The following is a 22,808-nucleotide window of genomic DNA, read 5'->3' as shown; positions in this document are numbered from 1 at the left end:
CAACCTCTAGAACTTCAGTTGGTCCACATTGCTCCTGTCGATCTTCAGCGGCACGCCCAGCACAATCTCGCTGCCGCGGACTTTCAAGTCTCCAAGGCGGCCGACATGCACCGACGTTGCGCCCGGTGCAATCTTTCCCTGGGCCTTCAGCGCGCCCGCATAGACCGTGAGGTAGCCAAGGTCCCGTGTGTTCCATAAGAAGATCGTCTGCACCGATCCGGCATGAATATACGCGCGGCAGATCGACGGCAGCGAGAGTCCGATGACATCCACTCCTGTGCGGCCGGACTGCGTGACGGCTTCCGCCGCGCCGGGCACCGCAGGTGCTGAGATGGCGATGATCATCTTCACCTGCGGATAGGCCTTCAGGATCGTCTGCGTTGCGTTGAAGGCTTTATCGCGATCGTCATCACTGGGCTGGATGGTCGCGAGCGTCAGGTTCGGATGCGCTGCTGCGACGCGTGCCTTGATGTTGCGAATCCAGTCGTTCTGATTCTCTGCGCTCAGTGCGCCGGTCACGATGGCGTACTGTCCGCCCTGCGGCATCAGCCGAGCGGCCTCGTCGGCAAGCGATGTGCCGATACCCTCCGGCGTGGCCTGGTTCAGAAAGTAGTCGCGCGCATCGGTCTGCGCATCCGCATCCCATGTCATCACCGGGATCCCGTGTGCGCGCGCCTTGCGCAGCACCGTGCTGATGCTGCCCTTGTTCTCTACAGCAACGACGATGGCATTCACACCGCGCGTGATCCAGTTCTCCACCAGTTCGTTTTGCTGGGATGCGTCCAGACTCGTAGGCCCATCCCAGATCAGGTTGATGTGAAGTTCCTTCGCTGCTTCTTCGGCACCGGCGCGCGCGCTGATGAAGTAAGGATCGCCCTTCGCCTTCGGCATGACGGCAATCGTTAATTGCTTGCCTCCACTGCCGCCCGCGTGACCGCGATGAAGGAGCGCGAAGATGACGCCCGCGACTGCGAGAACTGCGACGATGGCGTAGATCGGCCTGCGGCTCGTCGTCACGGTCAGTTCGTCCGGCTTGGTTGCAGCGCTCGTGCGCAGTCGGTCTGCAGAGACGATCAACAGCAGGAGAAGGCCCGTGAGGACGCCATACAGTTCCGACGGCAACGCCATCAGGTGCATGCCGTTCTGCAGTACCGACAGGAAGAACAGTCCCAGCATCGATCCGAAGATGGTGCCCCGTCCACCGAAGACAGACGTGCCACCGAGCACAACGGCTGCGATTGCCTGCAGCTCATAGCCGGTGCCAAGGTCGCTCTTCGCCAGTCCAAGATGCGCGACGTAGATGATCGCGGCGAGCGATGCCACAACTCCCGAGAGCACATAGATCAACGCAAGCCGACGACGCACGGGCAGGCCCGCATAGCGCGCACCTTCCGCATTGAAGCCGATGGCATACAGGGATCGCCCGATGACAGAGCGATGTAACAGGACGCCGTACGCGATCACAACCAGAAGGAAGATCGGCAACTGGACCGGCACCAGCTTCCAGAAGTAACCCTGGCCGAAGTGCAGGAAGCCCGCGGGATAACCGGTGAAGCTGACTGCGCCGTGTGTGATGCCTTCCGCGATGCCGCGATAGAGCGAGAACGTGCCGAGCGTGACGATCAGCGCAGGCAACCGCAGGCCCGCAATCAGTGCGGCATTCAGCGCTCCCGCTGCGATACCAAGCAGCAACGACAGTAGCACGGCAACGAGCATCGGCAGATGCATTGCCTGCGTCATCACACCGAAGAGCACAGCCGTAAGGCCGATGGTCGATCCAACGGAGAGATCGATGCCGCCGGTGATCAGGATGGGCGTGAGTGCAACGGCCAACAGACCGAGCTCCACGGAAAACCGCAGGACTTCAAAGAAGTTTCCGAACGACGCAAAGCTCGGTGCGGCCGACGCGAAGAAGATAATTTCAGCGATCAGCGCAAGCAGCAGCGCTGACTCGCCTGTTGAGAGCAATGGTTTGCGATGAGTGTCAGGCGGCAACGGGCGCCTCCACGGCGGTTCTGCGCCGGCGGTAGGCGCTCAACGCATTGGCACTGACTGCAAGCAGAATGATCGCGCCCTGCAAAGCCTTCTCCCAATAAGCACTGACACCCAGGAACGTAAGCGCGGGACCAATGGTGCCAAGCAGGATCACGCCCAGCACCGTTCCGGTGATCGTGGCTGAGCCGCCGGTAATGGCCGCGCCACCCACCGCGACGGCTGCGATCACCTTCATCTCAAGCCCAAGGCCGCTGTTGCTTGGTACCTGGTTAAAGCGCACGGCGTTCAATGTTGCGGCCAGGCCGGTGAGCGCCCCCGTCAGTGTGAAGACAGAGAAGACAACCAGCTTTGTGTTGATGCCAAGCTGTGTGGCCGCGGCCTCATTCGATCCCGTCGCAAAGACGGCGCGGCCTGCACGCAGATGTTGCAGGCCCCAGGCGGAGGCGAGCGTCAACAGCACGGTGAGTAGCAGGACCAGGAGCGTGTACGCACTCTGACCGATACCGAAACGCAGAAAGCCTGGAGGCAGATCTCCCACCCACGCTCCCTGTGTGCCCCAGCGGAGACCGTCGCGCAGCGCCACCATCGTTGCGAGGGTCACGACGATGGAAGGCACTTTGACATAAGCGGTCAACGCCCCGTTCAAAGCACCACAGGCTGCACCCACGGCAATTGCAATGAGCAGGAAGGCAAGCGATGGCAAGCCGGCGCGGGCGCTGATCCCAGCCACGATGCTGCATAACGCGAAGATCGATCCGATGGAGATGTCGATCTGAGCCGTGACGATGATCGCGGTCATGCCCAGCGCCATCAGCATCACCGGCATGTTTGCGAGGAAGAGGTCGGCAATGTTGTCGGCGGTGAAGAAGCCATGCGTCGTCGTGGCCAGCAGCAAGAGCAGCAGGACATTGGTGATGCCGATGGCGATCTCGCGGGTGTACTGCTTCATGCGGCGGTCTCCACCGCATGGCCAAAGGCCATCGCCATGATGCGTTCCTGCGTAGCGTGTTCCCGTTCGACAAAGCCTGCGATGGTGCCCGCGTGGAAGACTGCAATGCGGTCGCTCATGCCCATCACCTCGGGCAGTTCAGACGAGATCAGAATGACCGCCATACCGCGCTCGGCAAGGCCCATGATCAGCTCATGAATCTCCGACTTCGAGCCCACATCGACGCCCTGCGTCGGTTCATCCAGGATCATGATCTTCGGATGGATTGCAAGCCACCGCGCCAGAGCCACCTTCTGCTGGTTGCCGCCGCTCAACGTACCGGCAGGCGCATGGATGTTGGCCGCCTTGATGCGCAGGTTGTCGCGATAACCGGTCGCGAGCGCGTCTTCCTTGTCGCTACGGATCAGACCATGCCGCGATACTTCGCGCAGGTCAGCCATGGAGATGTTCTGTGCGATGGGCATGTCCAGGACCACGCCATGCTGCCGCCGGTCCTCGGGAAGATAGGCGATGCCCGCAGCGATCGCATCGCTTGGGTCGTCGATGCGGATGGGAGAGCCATGCACGAAGATGTCGGTCGACGAAGGCGTCAGGCCAAAGAGCGCTCGGGCAAGCTCCGTCCGGCCCGATCCGACAAGACCGGCGAAACCGAGGATCTCGCCGCTGCGTACATGGAACGAGATGTTGCGAAGACCTGCAGAGGCAAGCGACAGACCACGTACTTCAAGAGCGACATCGCCAAGCGGCACGGGCCGCTTCGGATAGACCGACGCGACCTCACGGCCCACCATCAACTGGATCAGCTGGGCCTTATTTACATCACACGCGTCGCACACGGCGATGGTCTCGCCATCACGCAGTACCGTGATGCGGTCGGCGATAGAGAGGATCTCTTCCAACCGATGCGAGATGTAGACGATGGCAACACCTTTCGTACGCAGCTTCCGGATCAGTGCGAACAGGTTGTCTGTCTCGCGGTCACTCAGCAGAGCGGTCGGTTCGTCCATCAGCAGGATCTTCGCATCCGCGCCGATGGCTTTGGCGATCTCGACGAGCTGCTGCTCCGCCATGCTCAGCGTGCGTGCGGGGCGTGACGGATCAATGTCAGCACCCATCGATGCGAGCAGTTCCCCGGCACGCGCGTGACGCGACTTCCAGTGAACCGTCCAGCCACTGCGGCCCTGTTCCAGGGCCAGCGCGATGTTCTCTGCGACGGACAGATCCGGGAAGATAGATGGTTGCTGATAGATGGCAGAGATGCCAAGTTCGCGCGAGCGGTTAGGGTCGTTCTCCCTGACCCGCTCCCCAAAGACGTGCAAGTCCCCATGGTCTGCGGTAATGGCACCCGTGATGATCTTGGTCAGCGTGGACTTGCCTGCGCCGTTCTCGCCGATAAGTGCATGCACTTCGCCACGCCGCAGATCCAGCGACGCGGAACGCAACGCGCGCACGCCGGCGTAGGACTTCGTCAACGCAGTTGCGCGCAGGACTTCAGCGTGTTCGGGGTGCGTAAGTTCAGAACTCATGCGGAGGCCGGAAACCTGTGCAGCCATCCTAGTGGCTGGTTTCCTTCCCGTCGAGACTGCCTACACCGTCACACCACAAAGATTTACGCGGATGCCGAGCGCGGCACACATCGCAGCCTTAGTCTGCAGCGCATGCATCGCCTGGTCGCGGCTGCCGGCGTAAGCAATGCTGACGTGGTTTGCACGGTGGCGCGCCATGAAGGCATCGCGTCCAACGCCCTCCGTTACCACGCTCACCATGGGCCATTGCCGCGTCACTTCATTCCAACGTGCGGAAGTCTCGTCGGCGGGAAGCGACACTACTTTTGCCAGGCCCATATCGATATGCAGTGCTCCTGCTTCGACGAACACGCGGCTCCAGACGATGTCGCCCGGCCGTCCAATGCCTTTCAGTGTGCCGCCGCCCAGTGGGAAGTACATGGGCGGCTGGCGATCACTCTCAGCGCCTGCGTAGCCACCGATGAAGTGGCTTGCAGGCGCAGCGCCGCTGATCTGCCACAGCCATACAAAATCATCGCCAAACGTCTTGCCCCAGCGAACGTCATGCAGTGTTGTCGACGGATCAAGGCCAAGAGCCTTCCACACGCGGTTCGTCACCACGCCATCCACCCCCGCGCACTCATCCACTTCATTGAAGTGTGGCAACGCGTCTCCAGCGAAGAGTTCACGTCCGTTTTCAGAGAAGACCGGGGGGCGATCCGGATTGTTCAACAAACCTTCCACCAGATCCGAAGCGGGTGCCAGGTCCTTCAGACCCTGCTGGTACTGAATGCCAATGCTGTCGCAGCCAAACTCATCCGCGATGCGCACCGACGCCACATACATGCGGCACTGCGCGAGAATCTGCGCGTCGGTAAGTTCCGTTGCTTCGTCGGTGCCGGTATTAAACTTCAGGCCTTTCGTATCCAGCCATGTGCGTACGGCCTGTGCGTCTGCGTCGGTGATGGTCCGCATACGAGCGTAGAGGGCCGACTGGCTGAGCCGCTCCTTGAAGAAGGCCGCCCGATTCAACGGCTCATCGTCGATGATGGCGTTGTACATGCCCATGCAGCCTTCGTCGAAGATGCCGAGGATGATCTTGCGCGTCTGCAGATCCAGCGCAAGATCATCGCCGAGCGTCCTCGCTTCTGCAGGGAGGGCCGAGGATGCGAGTGGCGTTACATGCGACAGGTCATGCGCGAGCCTGCCGGTTGTTATCCAGTCCCTCAAACCACGCAGAGCGAAGTCGTCGGTGAAGTCTTCGCTCCAAAGCGTCGAGAAAGCCACGCCCGCCTTCACGAGTGATCCATTCAGGTTCAGCAGGCCCACCAGCCCCGGCCACTGGCCCGACCAGTTGGCGACGGTGAGGATCGGCCCGCGATGCGACCGCATGCCCGGTAACACGTGGTGCGTGTACTGCCATGCGGCTGTTGCGAAGACCAGTGGAGCGTCCGGTGGAATCTTTGCGAAGACATCCATCCCCATGCGCTGGCTGCTGATGAAGCCATGGCCCAGCTTCGCGTCGACGGGGAATGCGCGGACTAGCTCATGTCCTGCCGCCGCAAAAGCCTTTGCAAGCGCGGCTTCAAGTTCAGCTTGCGCGGGCCAGCAGACTTCGTTTGCGCTCTGGCGGAGATCGCCGCTTGTGACCAGGTAGATCCTGCTCATGCCACACCTGCTTCTGTTGCCGTCTTCATCCAGTCCACGAACCATCCGCGCAGCACCGCCGCTTCTTCGGCGCGTTCGCTTGAGAGCGGAAAGGGATAGCTCTCGCTTGAGAACCCCCGCACCGCACTTGTCACCTTCAGACCCCACGGCGTCGGGAGTGCTCCCAACTGGTCGATGAATTCGTTGAGCAGGTCGCGGTATTGGCGGAACTCCTTGCCGTGTCCCTTTGTTGCGAAGAGCGATGTCATCAGCTCCGGCAGCGTACACGCCACACCGGACACCACGCCATCACAAAGCCCCTGCTCCATCGCGTCGCAGAGCGCGCTGTCGTTGCCGATGATGCGTGCCCCGCTGACCTGTGCCTCGGTCATGGCGCGCACGATATCGAGCGACCCACTGCTATCCTTCACGCCGACGATGTTACTGCCGGATGTCAGCAGAGAGAGCACCGTATCGACAGTAAGGCCGGTGGTGAACTGCGGAAGGTTGTAGAGCAGTACAGGGATCGAAAGCTCTGACGCAACGGCGATGCAGAAGGCGCGCAGGTCGTCCTGGCGATAGGGGAAGAACGCCGGCATGGGCAGCAATACAGCGTCTGCACCGGCGTCGGTCGCAGCGTGGCCACGTGCTACGGCGCACCGCACATCGCCTGCACCAATGCCGCACAGGATCTGTGCGTTCGGCGCGGCATCGCGCGTCGCCATCACGATCTCTGACAGCTCCTGCACGGTGCTGATGGTGAACTCGCCGGTCGCGCCGTTCACGGCATAGCCTGCCAGTTGGTCTGCGCATGGAGTCGTAAGCTGTCCGCGGAATGACGCAAGGTCAAGTTCGCCGACAGAGTTGCGGGGCGTTAGAAGTGCAGCGTAAACACCAGAAAACCGGGTCATGGAGATATCCTTCACCGCGGTATCGATGCCAGCGGAAATGTTGCGTAGCGAATGGTCTTACGCTGCCACGTGTAGGTCATGTGCAGGTTGCCGTCGGTCCCCTGGATCAATGCAGGGTAAGAGAATTCGCCGGGTGTCTCATTCTCAACGACGGCGAAATTCGTGAAGTGATCGCCATCCTTGCTCACGGCCAGATTCAGCGGCGTTCGGCCCGTGGGCGTGTCGTTATAGAGGAGGACGAAGCGGCCGTCCTTCAGGCGAACAATGTCGATGCCGGAGTTGGGGTTATCCACGTCCAGCTTGCGCGCATCGGTCCAAGTCCTGCCGCCGTCGGTTGAATCGGAGACACAGATTTTGTGGATCTGGATCGACGACCGCATGTACAGACGCAGGTGCATCCCTGGCTTGCCATCGTTCATGGGGATCACCGTTGGCTGAATCAGTCCGATGGCCTTGTCCGGGTCCAGTGCTGCCGATGGAGCGTTCAGCAGCTCCGGCAGTGTGATGGGGCCGGTGCGCGTCCACGTCATCCCGTTATCGGTGCTGCGCTCGACCCATACCGACCACGAGTGATAGCTCTCAACGGAACTGCCGCTGATGATGGTGCCGTCCGGTGCGACATAAGGCTTGGCGCGGATGGGCCCATAAACGCCAGCAGGCAGGTGCTCCACCTGCGACCAGGTCTTGCCGTCATCGTCGCTGTAGCGTCGCGCGGCCGTCCACTCGGCGGGATGGGGGCCGTACTTGAAGTAGAGCCACAGGCGACCTGTCTTCGCGTGGAACAGAACGGGATTCCACGTAGGCGTGCCGGGCTCGCGCGCCATCTCTGCGGGCGCGGACCATGTGCCATCCGCAGATCGGCGCGACATCCAGATGGCAACATCCGGCGCGCTCTCCTTGGTGCCCCCAAACCATGCGGCAAGGAACTCGCCTTTGCCAACCTCGACAATCGTCGACGCATGGGCGGACGGGAACGGCGCATCTTTATAGATGAATTGCTTCGTCGGCTCAACGGCCCGCGCCTGGCACAGCCCTGCGGTGGGAAGCACGAACGACAGCGAGAGGGCGGCACTGCAAAGTGCGAACGAGAGTCTCATCGAGGACGACTCTAGCAAATTTGCGGATCGTATGTCGACATACGAAATCCACCTTTCACCGAGTTCGCTGCATTTTCTGGCAGGGCTGCATTAGACTGCTTCCATGCCGCGCCGCTCCAGCACGCACCATCCCGGTCCAAGCCAGTCCGTACGAATGAAGGCGTACCAGTTGATCCAGGGAAAGATTGCGTCGGGCGATCTGCCGGCCGGATCGCTGCTCTCGGAGCTTGCCCTTTCGAAGGAACTGGGCAGCAGCCGTACGCCGGTCCGCGAGGCCGCAGGGCAGTTGCTGGCAGAGGGTCTGCTGGAACTCAGCCCGGGCGGTGGACTGGTCGTCACGCAACTCTCACGGCAGAGCATCATCGACCTCTACGAACTGCGCGAGGCACTGGAAGTCTTCGCCGTCGGACGAGCGGCGCGCGAGGGGGTTCGTCCTGCGGATAGGCAGAAGCTGGAGAGCCTGCTGGATGAGACGCAAACCCTGCTGAAGGAGCTGAAAACGAGCGGCAAGGTGGAACTGAATGCGGAGCAGATGAAGCGCTTCGCAGTGGCAGATCTCGGCTTTCATGCCATGCTCATCCGCCTGGCTTCGAACGCACGCATCCTGAAGGTAGTGAATGACACCCGTCTGATGATCCGCATCTTCGCCATCCAGCGCAGCGGCCATCGGCGCGATGAACTTGAGCGCATCCACAAGCACCACCGCAGTATCCTGCAGGCCGTGTTGAAGGGCGATGAGGATGAGGCCAAGCGATTACTCGGCGAACATATCCAGGCCAGCGGACGGGAGCGCCTGGACGAGTTTGATCTTTGGGAGCGCGAGAACCATCTTGCCGCGCTGGATCGCGCCGCGCACTTTCGCATGTAGTTATGCGGGCAGTACGTCCTCCGATCGCCGCATGTTCCGAACCAGCAGGAGCAGCACTAATCCAAGGCAGAGATAGATCGCTGAGGTCGCGCTCAGGCAGGCGCTCATGCCGAAGCGTCCTGCCGCGGTCGCGATGAGGATGGGCGCGAAGCCGCCTCCAAGCCAGCCGAGTGAATTCATGGTGCCGGCTGCCACGCCGCGCCGCTCAACAGGGATGACGTCGTAGAGCGAGGCCCAGATGTTCGCGTCGTACATGCCCTTGAAGAAGCCGAAGCCGATCATGCCTGCGATGAGTCCAGCCATGGTGAGTGACCAGCCCGTGAGGAAGATGAAGGGCACACCCATCAGCAGACCGAATGCCTGGATCATCTGCCGTCCGCCCACGCGACGCATGGCAAACTTGTCGGCCAGCACACCACCCAGCAGTACGCCCAGGACCGATGCAATCTGCAGGTATGCCGTGCTGCTGAAGCCCGCGTGTGCCAGGCTCAGGTGGAACTTTGTGTAGAGGTAGGTTGGCAGCCACGTGAGAAAGACGACTGCCACAAAGTTCGCACCGATGAAGACGACGATCAGCGCGATCACGCGGCCCGAACGCAGGGCATCACGAACGCCGTGAAAGAAGTTTTGATCGGTGGTGGTCTCCGTCTTGAGTGCGCGTGCGGGCGGTCTGCGCAGGAACAGCAGTAAGACTACACCGAGCAGCACGCCGGCCACCCCAAAGACGACGAACGAAGTGCGCCAGCCGTGGCTCTGCGCGATGACGGCTGACAGAGCGCCACCGCCAATGGTACCGGCGTAAACACTCGACTGGTGCAGTGCCATGGCGCGGGAACGCGTCGCAGTCGAGTGATAGAGGCCGATAAGCGCCATTGCGGCAGGGAAGTAAAAGGCCTCGCCCAGGCCGCCCAGTGTGCGAAAGAAAACCATCGTCCCAAAGCTGTGAGAGACCGCGGTGCCGGCTGTTACTGCAGACCAGAAGATCAATGCGCCAAGAATGACACTGCGCGGTGAGACGCGGTCGGAAAGCCATCCCGCAACCGGTCCCGCGACCGCGTACATCCACATGAACGATGAAGCAATGATGCCAAGCTGCAGATCACTCAGTGACAGGTCGCTGCGCAGCAACGGGAAGATGGAGGAGATCGCCTGACGGTCTGCGTAATTGCAGAAACAGACGCACCACAACATGGCGATCAGCCACCATCGGTAGCTGCCAGGACCTGCCTTATGGGCGAGTGGTGCGTCGATGGCGATGACTTTCGCGGGTGCCACGCTGCGTCTCCGTGTCGTGATGCCATGGTAGGGCTGTCACTGATGAATACGCTATGTCGACATAAGTATGCAATCTCGACAGGCGCGGCGAGGCACGGGTAGCATGCTCATGATGCCGCACACGTTGCCGGCTCAATGAAGGAGACGGTGCATGGCGATCGTGATGGGCGCGGACTTTGGCACACTGAGCGTTCGCGTCACGCTTTACGACTCGGAGCGCGGACGCCTGGGTACGGCCACAGCAGAGTATCCGTTACATCGCCGCGCCAATGACGGCGCCTATGCCACGCAGTCACACGCCGACCAGATGGACGCGCTCGCAAAGGCCAGCCGCGATGTGTTGGAAACTGCGGGGATCGATGGCGATCAGGTCGCATCCATCGCCATCGATGCCACCGGGTCCAGCGTATTGATGGTGGATGCAGCGATGCAGCCGTTGGACGAGTACTACCTCTGGTGCGACACAAGGGCCTCAGTGGAAGCGCAACAGATCACGGCGGCGGCACACGCTGGCAACCTCGAAGCAATCCACTGGAGCGGTGGCTTCTACTCGCCCGAGTGGGGCTTCGCGAAGGTGCTGCACTGGCTTCGTCATGCCGACCTGTCCAAGCGCGAGCGCTTTGCAACGGCGCTGGAGAACTGCGACATGGTCGCTGCGACGCTCACGGGCGTCACCTCGCCAAAGGATCTGAAACGTAGCGTCTGCGCCATGGGACACAAGTGGATGTGGAACGCATCGCTGGGTGGTCTGCCGCCGGAGGAGTTCTTTGTCTCTGTGGATCCGCTGCTGACTGGCATCCGCGATAAGATCGCCGGCACGTTCCTCGCATCGGACGAGATCTATGGAGATCTGACACAGCAGTGGGCCAAACGTCTCGGACTGAGACCGGGCATCCCGATCCCGGTGGGCGCGCTCGATGCGCACTGGGACGCGATCGGCTCAGGCTGTCGCGAGGGCGATGTGGTCAACGTCGTCGGTACCTCCACCTGTGTGATTGCCGTCATGAGCGACCGCCACGTGATCCCGGGTGTCAGCGGCGTTGTACCCGGCAGCGTGGATCCTGCCATGACCGGTGTGGAAGCCGGGATACCCGCCGTCGGAGACATGTTCGACGCTATCGCTCGCCGAGCCGGCACGACCGTCCGGGAACTTGCCGCAGGTATTGCGAATTACCGCGTTGGACAGACGGGTCTGTTGCGCCTGTGCTGGGATAACGGCGATCGCACGGTACTGGGGAATCCCGACGTGGGCGGTGTCACGCTTGGCTGGAACCTTGGCAGCACGCCGCAGGACGAACTCTTCGCCGCGATCGAAGGCACCGCGTTTCAAACGCGCATCATCCTGGAACGCATGGCGCAGCATGGTGTACCGGTCCGCCGTGTCATCAATGGGGGCGGTATTCCGCAGAACAGCGCCGTGCTGAACCAGGTCTATGCGAACGTGCTGAATAAACCGGTGCTGGTGCCGGACGGCGTGCCTACCAGTCTTGGATCGGTCATTTTCGCGATGAAGGCGGCGGGAGCCTATCCCAACATCACGACGGCGCAGGACGCTCTCTGCCTGCCGTACAAGGTCATTGAACCGCAGCCAGCCGAAGCAGCGCGCGCGGAAGAACTCTTCCGGCTCTATCTGGATATCTATCAGTCCATGGGGCTGTCGAATGCGCCGTCTCGGCCCCTCGGTCATGTGCTGCCGAAATTGAAGAGGCTGCGGGAGGTTGCGAAAGGCGTCGCGCAAGGAGAACCGGACTCCAAGGGAGGCTCCGGATCCTGATTCGACGAGCGGCAGCTATGCGCTGCGTTTGCTGATGGTGGCGCGAAGGACTGCGGCAAGGATGTCCAGCGGGACTGGGTAGGTAAGGAACGCGTCGGCACCGTCCAAGTTCGCCGGCTTCTGTTCGCCGGAATGGAAGACGATTGCGGTGTTCGCGATGGATTGCCGGTTGCGGATGGCGGCACATACCTCTAAACCGCTCATGCCCGGCATATTCATGTCCAGCAGGACCGCGTCGGGGGTGCGAATCGTGACCTGGTACAAACCTTCCACACCGCTAAAGCAGGAATACGCCTCAAACCCATCAAGCTCCAGCAATTCGGCCAGGCCGGTGCATGTGTCGATGTGGTCGTTGATGATGACGACGGATGGCCTGCGGGGAGTCATGAAGTATTGGATGCACGACGGCTCATGGGGCGCCAGTCCGAACGATACCCATGAGGTCCGGGACCCTGGCGTGAAGTTTTGAAGGAGGTTGGCGGACCTGACCGGGATCGAACTGGTGACCTCTTCCATGCCGTTGGATTAGCTATGTCTAACTTGTTGATTCTGCTAGACCCGCAAAGCGTTTCAAGGAGATCGGCGACCGGAGTCCGGCTGCAGGCCTCAAGCAGGAGAGTGCGGAACTGCTCTCCCAGGGGCCGAGCGACGATGTGACGTTGCGGTGCAGAGAAACGCCCCGCACCATTGTCACTTCCTTGTGATATATCAGTATGTATCAGTGTTGTAGTACTGCCGTTCCCTGGAGATTATGCGAACTCTCGACCAAGTGGCGTTGGCTCTCTATTTTCTGCTGATGCTGGCGGTTGGGATTGGCATCCGCCGGAAGGTGAAGAATGCCCGCGATTTCTTCACAGCCGGCGGCAAGATGCCATGGTGGCTCTCCGGGATATCGCACCATATGTCGGGCTACAGCGCGGCTGTCTTCGTGGGCTATGCGGCGATTGCTTATTCCGATGGCTTCAGCATTTACATCTGGTGGGCCTGCAGCATCGCGCTGGCTCTGCTGATTGGATCGTTTGTGTTTGCGCCACGGTGGGTGCGGCTGCGCGTGCATACCGGCATGATCTCGCCGCTGGAATACCTGACTGTACGGTATGGGCATCGCACCAAGCTCTGCCTCGCGCTGAGCGGGTCGCTGCTGAAGATCTTTGACGTCGGCGCCAAGTGGACGGCGTCGGCACTACTGCTGCAGATGTTTGCGCATGTGGACCTGAAGTGGGGCGTGCTGCTGACCGGCGGCGTGACGCTCATCTATTCCGTGATGGGTGGCCTGTGGGCTGATGCGGCGACCGACCTGAGCCAATTCATCATCCAGTTGATCTCTGGCATCGCCATGTGTGCGGTGGTGCTGTACCGGCTGGGCGGAGTGTCTGCGGTCAGTGGCATGTGGTTCCGGCTGCCGCCCGAGCATCGCCAGTTCTTCCACGGGCAGTACACGCTGGGCTTTGCATTGACGTATCTGCTGGTCAACTTTCTGTCCTACAACGGTGGAACCTGGAGCCTGGCACAACGCTTTATGGCATCCCCGGACGAAGCGTCCGCGCGGCGATCGGCGCAGCTTTCCGCTGTCTTATACCTGGTGTGGCCGGTGGTGCTGTTCTATCCCATGTGGGCCGCACCGCTGCTGCTGCCGCACATTGGAGACCCTTCGCAGAGCTATGCGACGATGGCGCAACTGTACCTGCCTGCCGGCCTGGTCGGACTGGTCCTCGCGGGATTGTTCGCGCACTCCATGGCGATGACGTCGTCCGATGCGAATGCCGTCTCTGCTGTTGTGGTGCGGGATATTGCGCCGGCCTTTCTGCCGCAGCGGCTGCTCGCGACGGAGAAGCAGCAACTGCTGGCAGGCCGTTTGTGCACGCTGTTCTTCCTGGGCGGCAGCATGGTGATCGCCCTGCTTGCGAACCACATGGGTGGTGTGCTCGGACTGATCCTTCTCTGGTACGGTGCCCTGGTTGGTCCTATTGCTGTCCCTATGCTGCTGGGTATGCTGCCGCTGTTCGCGCGATGCGGAGCGTTCTCTGCCATCACCTCATGGCTCTCCGGCGTGGTTGCCTTTGCCGCGATTCGCTGGTTGATACCTGCCAGCATGGACGGGAACGGTGGCAGCCTTATGCTGGCGGTGGGTGGTCCCGTCATGGTCTCGCTCTTTGTCTATATCCTCACCGGCGTGTTGCGTCCGGTCCACAATCCACGCGCCGACGACCTGCTCACGGTCATGCGCTAACCGGGCGTCCCGAGACGCTCTTTCAAGGTTGAAGAAGCACGTATGACAGTGATCACGCCAGTCCGGCAGCCAGTCCTTCACGTTTCAGCCACGGCCCAGGAGATGGGGCGACTCGCCGCTTCAGACGTTGCGGGGGAGCTTCGCGCACGCCTTCGCGCGCAGCCGGTGGTGCGCGTGGTCTTTGCCGCGGCACCCAGCCAAAGTGAGATGCTGCGAACGCTCGCACAGGCAGAAGGAATCGACTGGGATCGTGTGGAAGCGTTTCACATGGATGAGTACACGGGCCTGCCGGCCGATGCACCACAACGTTTCGGAGCATGGTTGACGCGCGAGTTCTTCGGGAAGGTCAAGCTGCACGCTGTCCACCTGATCGATCCAGGGATAGATGCTGAGCGTTGCTCCGAAGAGTACGCATGGCTGATGTCGCAGCATCCTATCGACATCGTCTGCCTGGGCATCGGCATGAACGGACACATTGCCTTCAACGATCCGCCTGCGGATTTCAACGAGCCTCAAGATGTTCGCGTCGTGGAGCTGGATCGTTTGAGTCGCGTGCAACAGGTGGAGGAGGGGCTCTTTCCTAACCTGGAGGATGTGCCGACCCACGCCGTGACGCTTTCTATCCCGCGGTTGTTGCGGGCAGACAAATTGTTCTGCTGTGTGCCGGGCAAGCTGAAAGAGGCAGCCGTCACGCGTGCTTTCACCGGCGAAGTCGATCCGTCATGCCCTGCTTCCATCCTGCGTACGCACGCTGGTTGCACTGTCTATCTCGACGCGGAATCTGCCGCAGGATTGTCACAACGGTGAGCACCGTGCGCCATCTCCGTGGTCGCGATCCCCTCACACTCGAGTCCATCGAAGTTGAGGTCGTAGATACGCGCGTCACGTCTATCTGCCCGTATAGCGGCGATGTCGATGACCTGTGGCTGGCGCCCGGTCTCGTTGATCTACAGGTAAACGGCTATGGCGGGATCGACCTGAACGATGCCGCCTGCGATGCGCAAGCGGTGGAACGGCTCACGTTACTGCTCGCGTCGGTTGGCACAACGACGTATCTTCCGACGGTGATCACAGCTTCACCTGCAGAGATGCTGTCTCGACTGCGAACCATTGCAGAAGCCCGTCGCAACTCCGCGTTCGTTGCCCATGCGGTGCCGGGCGTGCACCTGGAGGGGCCGAGCATTTCGCCGATCGACGGATATCGCGGTGCCCATCCTGCGGAGCACGTGCGTCCGCCGTCGTTGGCGGAGTTCGAAGAGTTCCAAGAAGCCGCGGGCGGCCTGATCAAGCTGGTCACGCTCTCGCCGCATTGGCCGGAGGCTGCGGCCTACATCCGTGCCCTTTGCGATCGTGGTGTCGTGGTGGCGCTGGGTCACACACATGCTTCACCGGAACAGATTCGTACGGCGGTGGATGCCGGCGCACAACTTTCGACGCACCTGGGCAATGGCATTGCGGCAGAGCTGCCGCGTCATCCGAACCCGATCTGGACACAGCTTGCGGAGGATCGCCTGACCGCAACGATCATCGCGGATGGAGTCCATCTGCCTGCCGATGTCCTTCGCGTCATGCTGCGCGCCAAGGGGGTTGAGCGGGCCGTGTTGATATCGGATTCTGTTGCGCTTGCTGGTAGCGCGCCGGGACTGTATCGCTCACCCATCGGCGGTGACGTCGTGGTCGGCGGGGATGGTTCGATCCGCATGCGCGATACGGGCCTGTTGGCCGGTTCCGGCATCGCTCTCAGAGACGCCCTTACCCGCGTTGCCGGGCTGCAGGGCGCTTCGCTGGGAGACGCAGTGCGCATGGCTACTGCGAATCCTGCAAATTTCTTAAATGCGCAGTGCGGAACGCTCGCTGTCGGTTCGTCCGCGGACCTGCTGATCTTCCGTTGGTCCGCTGAAGACGGCACGTTCCATCTGGTCGAAGTACTTGTAGAAGGCCGCTCCATGCCGGCATTGCAGAACAACTGAAGAACGCACCCTGAGGGAGAACGCATTGAAGACGATATCTCGCACCAAACACGCACTCTTGCCGGTCGCTTTCTGTTCGCTTTCACTCTTTGCTACTTCGCAGGCACAGACTGCCAACTCAGTAATCCCTGCGCCTGCGCGTGTGGAAGCATCGTCAGGAACACTTGACCTTCGGCGTGGCCTTGCGGTTCGTGCGACGACGTCTGATGTTGATGCGAGTTCCGTAACGCGCTATCTGCAGGGCTTGCTCGCAACAACGCACACGCCTGCTCTGCTTACAGGCGAAAAGACGAAGGCGCCGCAGCTTACGTTCGTTCATCGTGAGGCGCACAGACCTGAGAAGGGTGGTGATGACGAAAGCTACGCGCTCGATGTCACCCCAGCCGGCGTGACCATTACCGCGGGCAGCCGTGCCGGCTATCTGTATGGCGCGATCAGCCTTTGGCAGATGATGGCCCATGCGCCGGGATCCATCAGCGCAGTTCACATTGAAGATGGCCCCAGGTTTCGTTGGCGCGGCATCATGCTGGACTCAGCGCGCCACATGCAGAGCGAGCAGTTCATTCTGCAGTTGCTCGACTACATGGCGGAGCACAAGCTCAATACCTTCCACTGGCACCTTACGGAAGACCAGGGCTGGCGCATCGAGATCAAGCGCTACCCGAAACTTACGTCGGTTGGCGGCTTCCGCCCGCAGACCATGCCACCCTGGCAGGCTGGTTCCAACGCGCCGACAGGTCCTTATGGTGGTTTCTACACGCAGGACCAGATCCGCCATGTAGTGGCTTACGCGAAGGAGCGCAACATCACGGTGGTGCCTGAGATCGAGATGCCGGGCCATGCCACCGCGGCACTGGTGGCCTATCCGGAACTGGGCAGCGCGAAGGGGCTTCCGGGGATGCCGGTGGGCTGGGGAATCTATCCCACACTTTTCAATACGGACGATGCCACGTTTGAATTTTTGCAGAATGTGCTGACCGAGGTGATGGACCTCTTCCCTGGTGAGTACATCCACGTTGGCGGCGACGAGGCTTTGAAGGATCAGTGGAAGTCGAACCCGACCGTCCAGGCAAAGATGAAGGAGCTCGGCATTCATGATGAAGATGCCATGCAGAGCTGGTTCATGGGACGCATGGAGAAATTCATCAACGCGCACGGCCGCAGGCTGGTGGGCTGGGATGAAATCCTGCAGGGTGGACTTTCCCCGAATGCCACCGTCATGTCCTGGCGCGGTATCGAAGGAGCCGTCTCGGCCGCGAAGCAGGGCCATGATGCCATCCTGACGCCGAACCGCCCGCTGTACTTCAACTATCGCCAGAGCGATGCGACGGACGAAACCGCGGGTCGCGATCCGGTCAATTCACTGGCTGATGTCTATAACTTCAAGGCGCTGCCTGCGGTCCTTACAACGGCCGAGCAGGCCCATGTACTCGGCGTGCAGGGCTCCATCTGGAGTGAGTATGTGCTGACCGAAGATCGTGTTCAGCATATGTTGTTTCCACGCGCTGCAGCGCTCGCCGAGATGGCCTGGTCGCCGGACGGCCGTCGTGACTACAAGGACTTTCTGCACCGGCTGCCCGCAGATCTGCAACGCACTGAGGATGCCGGTGTGAAGCCGGCACTCAGCGTCTTTGAAGTGCAGGCACACGCTACTCCCACCGGTGCCGGTGATCATGCGAGCCTGCAACTGGCGACGCAAGGGAACCTGGGCGAGATCCACTACACCCTGGATGGCTCCCCGGTGAAGAAGACCTCACCGGTCTTCAACGGCGATCTGCAGATCTCTCTACCGTCCGAGGTCCATGCGCTTGCGTTCGATGGCACCACGGCGCTCGGCCTGCCCATGACGCAGAAGATCACGCTTGCCTCGACCATGCGGCGTGACAGCCGCGAACTGGATGCCTGCACCGGTTCTGCCGGAATCCAGATGGAACAGGATCCACCACGGAATGCAGAGCGGCCCGTCTTTCGCGTTGTTTATTCGAATCCTTGCTGGATCTATCGCAAGGCCGACCTGGATCGCTTCAATGGCGTGACCCTGGGCATGGGCAGCATCCCGTACATCTTCCGTTCCGGCAGCCGACCCATGCCAGCCCCCATCAGCACCATGACCACAGCAAAGGTCGCGGTGCATGTGGACAGCTGCAAGGGGCCAGTGCTGACCACTGTGCCTCTCGCACCAGCCTGGCGCAAGGATGGCGTCGTGACATTGCCGCCTGCGGCGATCACGGGTGCAGCGGGAGTTCACGATCTCTGCTTTGCAGTGGAGAACACAGAAGATCCTGGCACGGTGTGGCTGCTGAACTACATCCAGCCGACGCCCAGGTAGTGATCTCCGTCAGGAGGAGCAGGATTGCTCCTCCTGACGGCGCTATGCGGACTTACGTTTGCTGGCTTTCTTTGCAGCCTTCTTCGCGGTCTGTTTCTTTGGCTTTACAACTGCTGCTCGCTGCGACGCGGGTGTCTCACGCGCCATTCGGCCGATGGGCGGGAGGCTCACACTGAATCGCCGCGCAATCGCTTCCTGGATCTCGCTCATGCCCCACCGGATGTGATTGCCCATGGCGAGGCTTGCAGCGTCCGGATCATCGCCTGTGAGTACGGTCGCGAGTTCCGTATGCCGGCCCGCGGGCATCGACGACTCTGCGTTGATGTCGAAGAGCCAGTTGAAGACGAGCAATTGATTCTTTTCCAACATCTCGCAGAGCAGGGTGCTGCCAGCCCAATGCGCGATCTGCATGTGGAACTGCAGGTGGAAAGACTGATAGGCGTACTGCGACGAGGGATCCGGCGAAACACGACCTGCCTCTTCATCCAGGCGATGTGCCATGTCCTGCAGGCCACGCCGTTCCAACTGGCTGGCACGCTCGCAGAACAGCCTGGCGGACTGCGTTTCCAGCGCCTCGCGGATGATGTAGCGATCGCGAATGTCATTGGGCGTAGGAATGCGGACACGCGTCCCCACGCGCGGCTTACTCTCCACCAGGCCTTCGCTCTCAAGGCGCTGTACCGCTTCCGTCACGGGCAGGAAGCTCATGCCAAGTTCTTCCGCCAGTTGGCGGCGCGAGAGCACACCACCCATGGGAATCTGACCGCGCAGGATCTTTTCGCGAATCTGTAGATAGGCTTCGTGCGAGAGGCTGGCGCCGAAAGGGACGTGAGTGGTGACGGTCATAGGATTCAGCCCCAGTCTAATCCTGCGTCCGCCGCGAGATGGCCGCAAAATAACCAATTGACACTACTGCCCAATACTGATATTTCAGTAAATGTCACCTAAAATTTATTCCGTCTTCACCTTGGAGAACCCATGCGCACCAGGACTTTATTTCCCCTTGCAGCCGTTGCGGTTCTCGCGAGCGCGGCCTACGGACAAGTCACGAACACTTCTGCTGTCGGTGTGGTGACGGACGCGTCAGGTGCTGCCGTAGCAAAGGCCTCCGTGGTGTTGCTGGATGTGGACCGCAACCAGACCTATACGGCCACTGCGAACGAGCAGGGCGAGTTCCGCATCAACCTGCTGCCGTCAGGACACTATCAGTTGACCGTCACCGCGGCGGGCTTCAAGACCCAGGTTCAGAAAGACATCACGCTCTTTGCAGGAGTGGCTTCCACACTGGACACGAAGCTGCAGATGGGTGCCGCGAGCGAACAGGTGGATGTGATCGCAGGCTCGGCGACGGTGAACACGGCCAGCGCCGAGATCGGCACCACGATCGAGCGTCGCCAGATCACGGAACTGCCCCTGGTGGATCGCAATCCGTATACCCTGCTGGACATCACGCCGGGCGTGCAGTCGAACGCGAACTCTATCGTGCTGGGCTTCCCCGAGCAGCGTACCAAGATCAACGGCGGCGTGGATGCCGGCACCGGGTCTGTGAACTACTATCTGGACGGCGCCACGAACATGACTGCGTTGCGCAATACCGGCAACATCGTTCCGAATCCAGATGCGACGCAGGAGTTCCGCGTGCAGACGAGCGGCTACGGGGCAGACCAGGGACGCTTCTCAAGCGGCGTCATCAACGTAGTGACTCGCTCCGGAACCAACGCCTTCCATGGCTCGCTCTTTGAGTTCTTCCGTAACGACGCGCTCAAGGCGCGCGACTGGGGCTCGTCCGCGCTGCCGAAGGCACCGCTGAATCGCAACCAGTTTGGCGCGGCCGTTGGTGGCCCCATCCGCAAGGACAGAACCTTCTTCTTCGGCTCCTATGCGGGCCTGCGGCAGACCTCGAGCAACTTCCTCACCGGCGCAGGCGTACCGACCGCCGCAGAGCGCAACGGCGACTTCTCCGCCGATCCCATCGCGCAGCGACCGATCGATCCGGTGACCGGCACGTTCTTCACTTGTAACGGTGTCTCGGGCGTTATCTGCGCGAACCGGCAGGATGCAGTGGCACGCCGCGTGATCGATCAATACCTTCCCCAGGCCAATGTTGGCACCAATCAATGGAAGGGATACTTTCCGACGCAGTACACCACCGATGAATTTCTTGCCAAGGTGGATCAGACGCTCAGCGAACGGAACAAGGTGATGGTGGAGTACTTCAACACCAGCGGCAACACGTCGCAGCAGTCCGGCAGCCCGAATATTCCGTGGTCGACGATCAACTACCAGTGGCGGCAACAGAATGCCATCGTCAGCTTGACGACGGTCGCCACACCGAACATCGTGAACCAGGTTTGGCTTGCCTACACACGTAACCTTGCGGGCCGCCTGAACACCCCGGAGACTTCGCTCGGCGACCTTGGCAGCACCTACACGATCCAGGGACCGAAGGCGCTCCCGGCTATCGCGGTAACGGGTTTCTTCAGCCTGGCCGAAGGCATCGCCGGGCCTAAGGCTGGCACCAACTTCTATTCGGTACGCGATCTCATCACGTACACGCGCGCGAAGCACTCGCTGCGCATGGGTGGAGAGTTCGCGCTGGACAAGGATATCCAGGTAGCGACTCAACCGAACTATGGCACGTTCACCTTCAACTCAACGATCACTGCCGGCAGTACCGTTGCTCCCGGTACGACAGGCCCAGCGGTAAAGTACGCGGGAAACGCCCTGGCAAGCTTTATCATCGGTTCGCCAGCATCCATCGTGCAGGCTTCCCCAACTTATGGGTATACCAACAGCTTCAATACGGCTTTCTTTGTGCAGGATGACTATCGAGCGACGCGCCAGCTAACGCTGAACATGGGCGTGCGATGGGACATCCAGACGCCACCCACCGATCCGCAGAATAAGAACACCACGTACGTTCCGGGAGCCAAATCGATCGTGTATCCGAATGCACCCGTAGGCCAGCTCTTCCCGGGGGATCCGGGCATCACACGCGGCATCGTAGCGGTCAAGTATGGGCACGTTTCGCCACGCTTTGGTTTCGCGTTCGATCCCAGCGGACGCGGGACCACATCCATCCGCGGCAGCTTTGGTATGTACTTCGGTAGTGTGTCCGGCAACGAGTGGAATATTCCGCAGAACTACCAGCCCTTCGCCCTGAGTTACAGCTATCCCAATGCAGGTGTGATCACGGGAGCGACGCTTGCTAACCCGTACCGAACCAACACGACCGGCAACATCGCGAATCCGTTTCCCTTCAGCTTCGGCTTCGTGACGGGCGCTGCCGCATCCGGCATCGGGCAGAATTTCAAGTGGCCCTATACGTATCAGACGAACTTCTCCATCCAGCAGCAGGTCACAAAGAGCCTTGGTGTGCAGGTGGCGTATGTCGGTTCGTTGGGTAAGCACCTTCCCTATGGGCCGGACGTCAACGCGCCGCGACCCAATGCTACGGCTACGACCACTGCGGCGAATGTGTTATCACGCCGGCCGAACCCGATCTATGGCCCAGTGAACCTGATCGACTCGACACAGAGCGCGTATTACGATTCGCTGCAGGTTGAAGTGCGGCAGCGGCTTGGAAGCTCACTCAGCGTGAACGGCTATTACACGTGGAGCAAGACGATCGATACCGTGGACCTCGGCAGCACCACGAGTTTCTCCGGCGCGCAGGATAACTACAATCTGGCTGCGGAACGCGGTCGCGCCTCGGATGACTTCCGCCATATGGCCTCCGTCGCCATTGTCTGGAAGCCCACGGTATATCGTGGCGATCGCCGGCTTCTGCGTTCCGTGCTCAACGAGTGGCAGGTGTCCACCATCAGCAAGTTCCACAGCGGAACACCGTACACGATCCTGAATGGCCTCGACGCAAACCTGGACGGCAGCACCACGGGTGACCGCGCGCAGTTAGTCGGTGATTTCCACCTGGCAAATCGCAGCATCAATCAGTGGTTCAACACAGCAGCATTCCAGCAGAACGCTGCTACGACGGGAGTAGCCATCGATGGCAACTCCTCGCGCAACATGATGACAGGACCTTTCTATAAGGACGTGGACCTGTCGCTGATGCGTCAGTTTCCACTCTTCCGAGAGAGCAGCCTGCAGATCCGCGCAGACGGCACCAACGCACTGAATCTGACCAGCTACAACACACCGGGCGTGACAGTAGGCGCCGCATCCTTCGGCAAGATCACCGGCGCCGGGACGACACGTATCCTGCAGCTCGGTGCGAAACTGATCTTCTAGGAGTGTC

Annotated in this window: 16 protein-coding genes; 7 read left to right on the top strand and 9 right to left on the bottom strand. The window is 60.9% G+C overall.

The features are described from left to right. Positions 1-6 precede the first annotated feature (6 nt). From BLW03_RS09035 to BLW03_RS09010, 6 genes are read right to left on the bottom strand one after another with little or no spacing between them, the layout of a single operon-like run. Positions 7-1,995 carry an ABC transporter permease/substrate-binding protein gene (locus BLW03_RS09035; protein WP_074653501.1) on the bottom strand — a complete coding sequence of 663 codons (1,989 nt, stop codon included), beginning with the start codon at positions 1,993-1,995 and terminating at the stop codon, positions 7-9. Further along, a complete protein-coding gene (locus BLW03_RS09030; protein ID WP_074653499.1) occupies positions 1,985-2,944 on the bottom strand; it encodes an ABC transporter permease in 960 nt (319 codons plus the stop codon). Before BLW03_RS09030 ends, BLW03_RS09035 begins: the two co-directional genes overlap by 11 nt. Further along, entirely contained in the window at positions 2,941-4,497 is a 1,557-nt protein-coding gene (locus tag BLW03_RS09025) for a sugar ABC transporter ATP-binding protein (protein ID WP_170835000.1), read from the bottom strand. The genes BLW03_RS09030 and BLW03_RS09025 overlap by 4 nt, the downstream gene beginning before the upstream one ends. A gap of 33 nt (positions 4,498-4,530) precedes the next feature. Next, positions 4,531-6,117, bottom strand: a complete 1,587-nt coding sequence (locus BLW03_RS09020) for a fucose isomerase (protein ID WP_074653498.1) — start codon at positions 6,115-6,117, stop codon at positions 4,531-4,533. Then, complete coding sequence (locus tag BLW03_RS09015; protein ID WP_139285156.1) at positions 6,114-7,007, bottom strand: dihydrodipicolinate synthase family protein; 894 nt, start codon at positions 7,005-7,007, stop codon at positions 6,114-6,116. The genes BLW03_RS09020 and BLW03_RS09015 overlap by 4 nt, the downstream gene beginning before the upstream one ends. Positions 7,008-7,018: 11 nt before the next feature. Continuing rightward, positions 7,019-8,104, bottom strand: a complete 1,086-nt coding sequence (locus BLW03_RS09010) for a sialidase family protein (RefSeq protein ID WP_074653495.1) — start codon at positions 8,102-8,104, stop codon at positions 7,019-7,021. Between the two features lie 103 nt (positions 8,105-8,207). Between BLW03_RS09010 and BLW03_RS09005 the strand changes: the two genes are divergently transcribed. Continuing rightward, positions 8,208-8,972, top strand: coding sequence for a GntR family transcriptional regulator (locus tag BLW03_RS09005; RefSeq protein ID WP_244502020.1), 765 nt, complete (start codon positions 8,208-8,210; stop codon positions 8,970-8,972). Here BLW03_RS09005 and BLW03_RS09000 read toward each other — a convergent pair whose 3' ends face one another. Beyond that, positions 8,973-10,247: an MFS transporter gene (locus tag BLW03_RS09000; protein WP_074653494.1), complete on the bottom strand. Its 1,275-nt coding sequence runs from the start codon at positions 10,245-10,247 to the stop codon at positions 8,973-8,975. 151 nt (positions 10,248-10,398) lie between these two features. On the opposite strand from BLW03_RS09000, the gene BLW03_RS08995 reads away from it, so the two are divergent. After that, the gene (locus BLW03_RS08995; protein WP_074653492.1) at positions 10,399-12,021 is read left to right on the top strand and encodes a ribulokinase; all 1,623 of its coding nucleotides are present in this window, start codon (positions 10,399-10,401) and stop codon (positions 12,019-12,021) included. A gap of 15 nt (positions 12,022-12,036) precedes the next feature. On the opposite strand, the gene BLW03_RS08990 is transcribed toward BLW03_RS08995, so the two are convergent. After that, positions 12,037-12,408 (bottom strand): response regulator, encoded by a 372-nt coding sequence (locus BLW03_RS08990; protein ID WP_170834999.1) that lies wholly within the window; start codon positions 12,406-12,408, stop codon positions 12,037-12,039. Positions 12,409-12,772: 364 nt separating this feature from the next. Between BLW03_RS08990 and BLW03_RS08985 the strand changes: the two genes are divergently transcribed. From BLW03_RS08985 to BLW03_RS08970, 4 genes are read left to right on the top strand one after another with little or no spacing between them, the layout of a single operon-like run. Then, complete coding sequence (locus BLW03_RS08985) at positions 12,773-14,251, top strand: sodium:solute symporter family protein (protein WP_074653489.1); 1,479 nt, start codon at positions 12,773-12,775, stop codon at positions 14,249-14,251. A gap of 42 nt (positions 14,252-14,293) precedes the next feature. Further along, a complete protein-coding gene (locus BLW03_RS08980; RefSeq protein WP_074653487.1) occupies positions 14,294-15,058 on the top strand; it encodes a 6-phosphogluconolactonase in 765 nt (254 codons plus the stop codon). Continuing rightward, positions 15,055-16,221 (top strand): N-acetylglucosamine-6-phosphate deacetylase, encoded by a 1,167-nt coding sequence (locus BLW03_RS08975; RefSeq protein ID WP_074653485.1) that lies wholly within the window; start codon positions 15,055-15,057, stop codon positions 16,219-16,221. Before BLW03_RS08980 ends, BLW03_RS08975 begins: the two co-directional genes overlap by 4 nt. Before the next feature lie 25 nt (positions 16,222-16,246). Continuing rightward, entirely contained in the window at positions 16,247-18,550 is a 2,304-nt protein-coding gene (locus tag BLW03_RS08970) for a family 20 glycosylhydrolase (RefSeq protein WP_083350425.1), read from the top strand. A 42-nt stretch (positions 18,551-18,592) separates the two neighbouring features. On the opposite strand, the gene BLW03_RS08965 is transcribed toward BLW03_RS08970, so the two are convergent. After that, the gene (locus tag BLW03_RS08965) at positions 18,593-19,396 is read right to left on the bottom strand and encodes a GntR family transcriptional regulator (RefSeq protein ID WP_074653484.1); all 804 of its coding nucleotides are present in this window, start codon (positions 19,394-19,396) and stop codon (positions 18,593-18,595) included. A gap of 132 nt (positions 19,397-19,528) precedes the next feature. Here BLW03_RS08965 and BLW03_RS08960 point away from each other — a divergent pair, with 132 nt between their 5' ends. Further along, complete coding sequence (locus BLW03_RS08960; RefSeq protein ID WP_074653482.1) at positions 19,529-22,801, top strand: TonB-dependent receptor; 3,273 nt, start codon at positions 19,529-19,531, stop codon at positions 22,799-22,801. Positions 22,802-22,808: the final 7 nt, after the last annotated feature.

Origin of the sequence: Terriglobus roseus, assembly GCF_900105625.1 — a bacterium.
GTDB lineage: Bacteria > Acidobacteriota > Terriglobia > Terriglobales > Acidobacteriaceae > Terriglobus > Terriglobus roseus_B.
The sequence above is the reverse complement of the archived record's forward strand: the minus strand, read 5'-3'. Positions and strand labels throughout refer to the sequence as shown.

What these genes read in the sequence shown, in the direction of transcription:
- BLW03_RS09030 (WP_074653499.1), bottom strand. Translation starts at nt 2,944, where the DNA reads ATGAAGCAGTACACCCGCGAGATCGCCATCGGCATCACCAATGTCCTG.
- BLW03_RS09025 (WP_170835000.1), bottom strand. Translation starts at nt 4,497, where the DNA reads ATGGCTGCACAGGTTTCCGGCCTCCGCATGAGTTCTGAACTTACGCAC.
- BLW03_RS09020 (WP_074653498.1), bottom strand. Translation starts at nt 6,117, where the DNA reads ATGAGCAGGATCTACCTGGTCACAAGCGGCGATCTCCGCCAGAGCGCA.
- BLW03_RS09015 (WP_139285156.1), bottom strand. Translation starts at nt 7,007, where the DNA reads ATGACCCGGTTTTCTGGTGTTTACGCTGCACTTCTAACGCCCCGCAAC.
- BLW03_RS09010 (WP_074653495.1), bottom strand. Translation starts at nt 8,104, where the DNA reads ATGAGACTCTCGTTCGCACTTTGCAGTGCCGCCCTCTCGCTGTCGTTC.
- BLW03_RS09005 (WP_244502020.1), top strand. Translation starts at nt 8,208, where the DNA reads ATGCCGCGCCGCTCCAGCACGCACCATCCCGGTCCAAGCCAGTCCGTA.
- BLW03_RS08995 (WP_074653492.1), top strand. Translation starts at nt 10,399, where the DNA reads ATGGCGATCGTGATGGGCGCGGACTTTGGCACACTGAGCGTTCGCGTC.
- BLW03_RS08990 (WP_170834999.1), bottom strand. Translation starts at nt 12,408, where the DNA reads ATGACTCCCCGCAGGCCATCCGTCGTCATCATCAACGACCACATCGAC.
- BLW03_RS08985 (WP_074653489.1), top strand. Translation starts at nt 12,773, where the DNA reads ATGCGAACTCTCGACCAAGTGGCGTTGGCTCTCTATTTTCTGCTGATG.
- BLW03_RS08980 (WP_074653487.1), top strand. Translation starts at nt 14,294, where the DNA reads ATGACAGTGATCACGCCAGTCCGGCAGCCAGTCCTTCACGTTTCAGCC.
- BLW03_RS08965 (WP_074653484.1), bottom strand. Translation starts at nt 19,396, where the DNA reads ATGACCGTCACCACTCACGTCCCTTTCGGCGCCAGCCTCTCGCACGAA.
- BLW03_RS08960 (WP_074653482.1), top strand. Translation starts at nt 19,529, where the DNA reads ATGCGCACCAGGACTTTATTTCCCCTTGCAGCCGTTGCGGTTCTCGCG.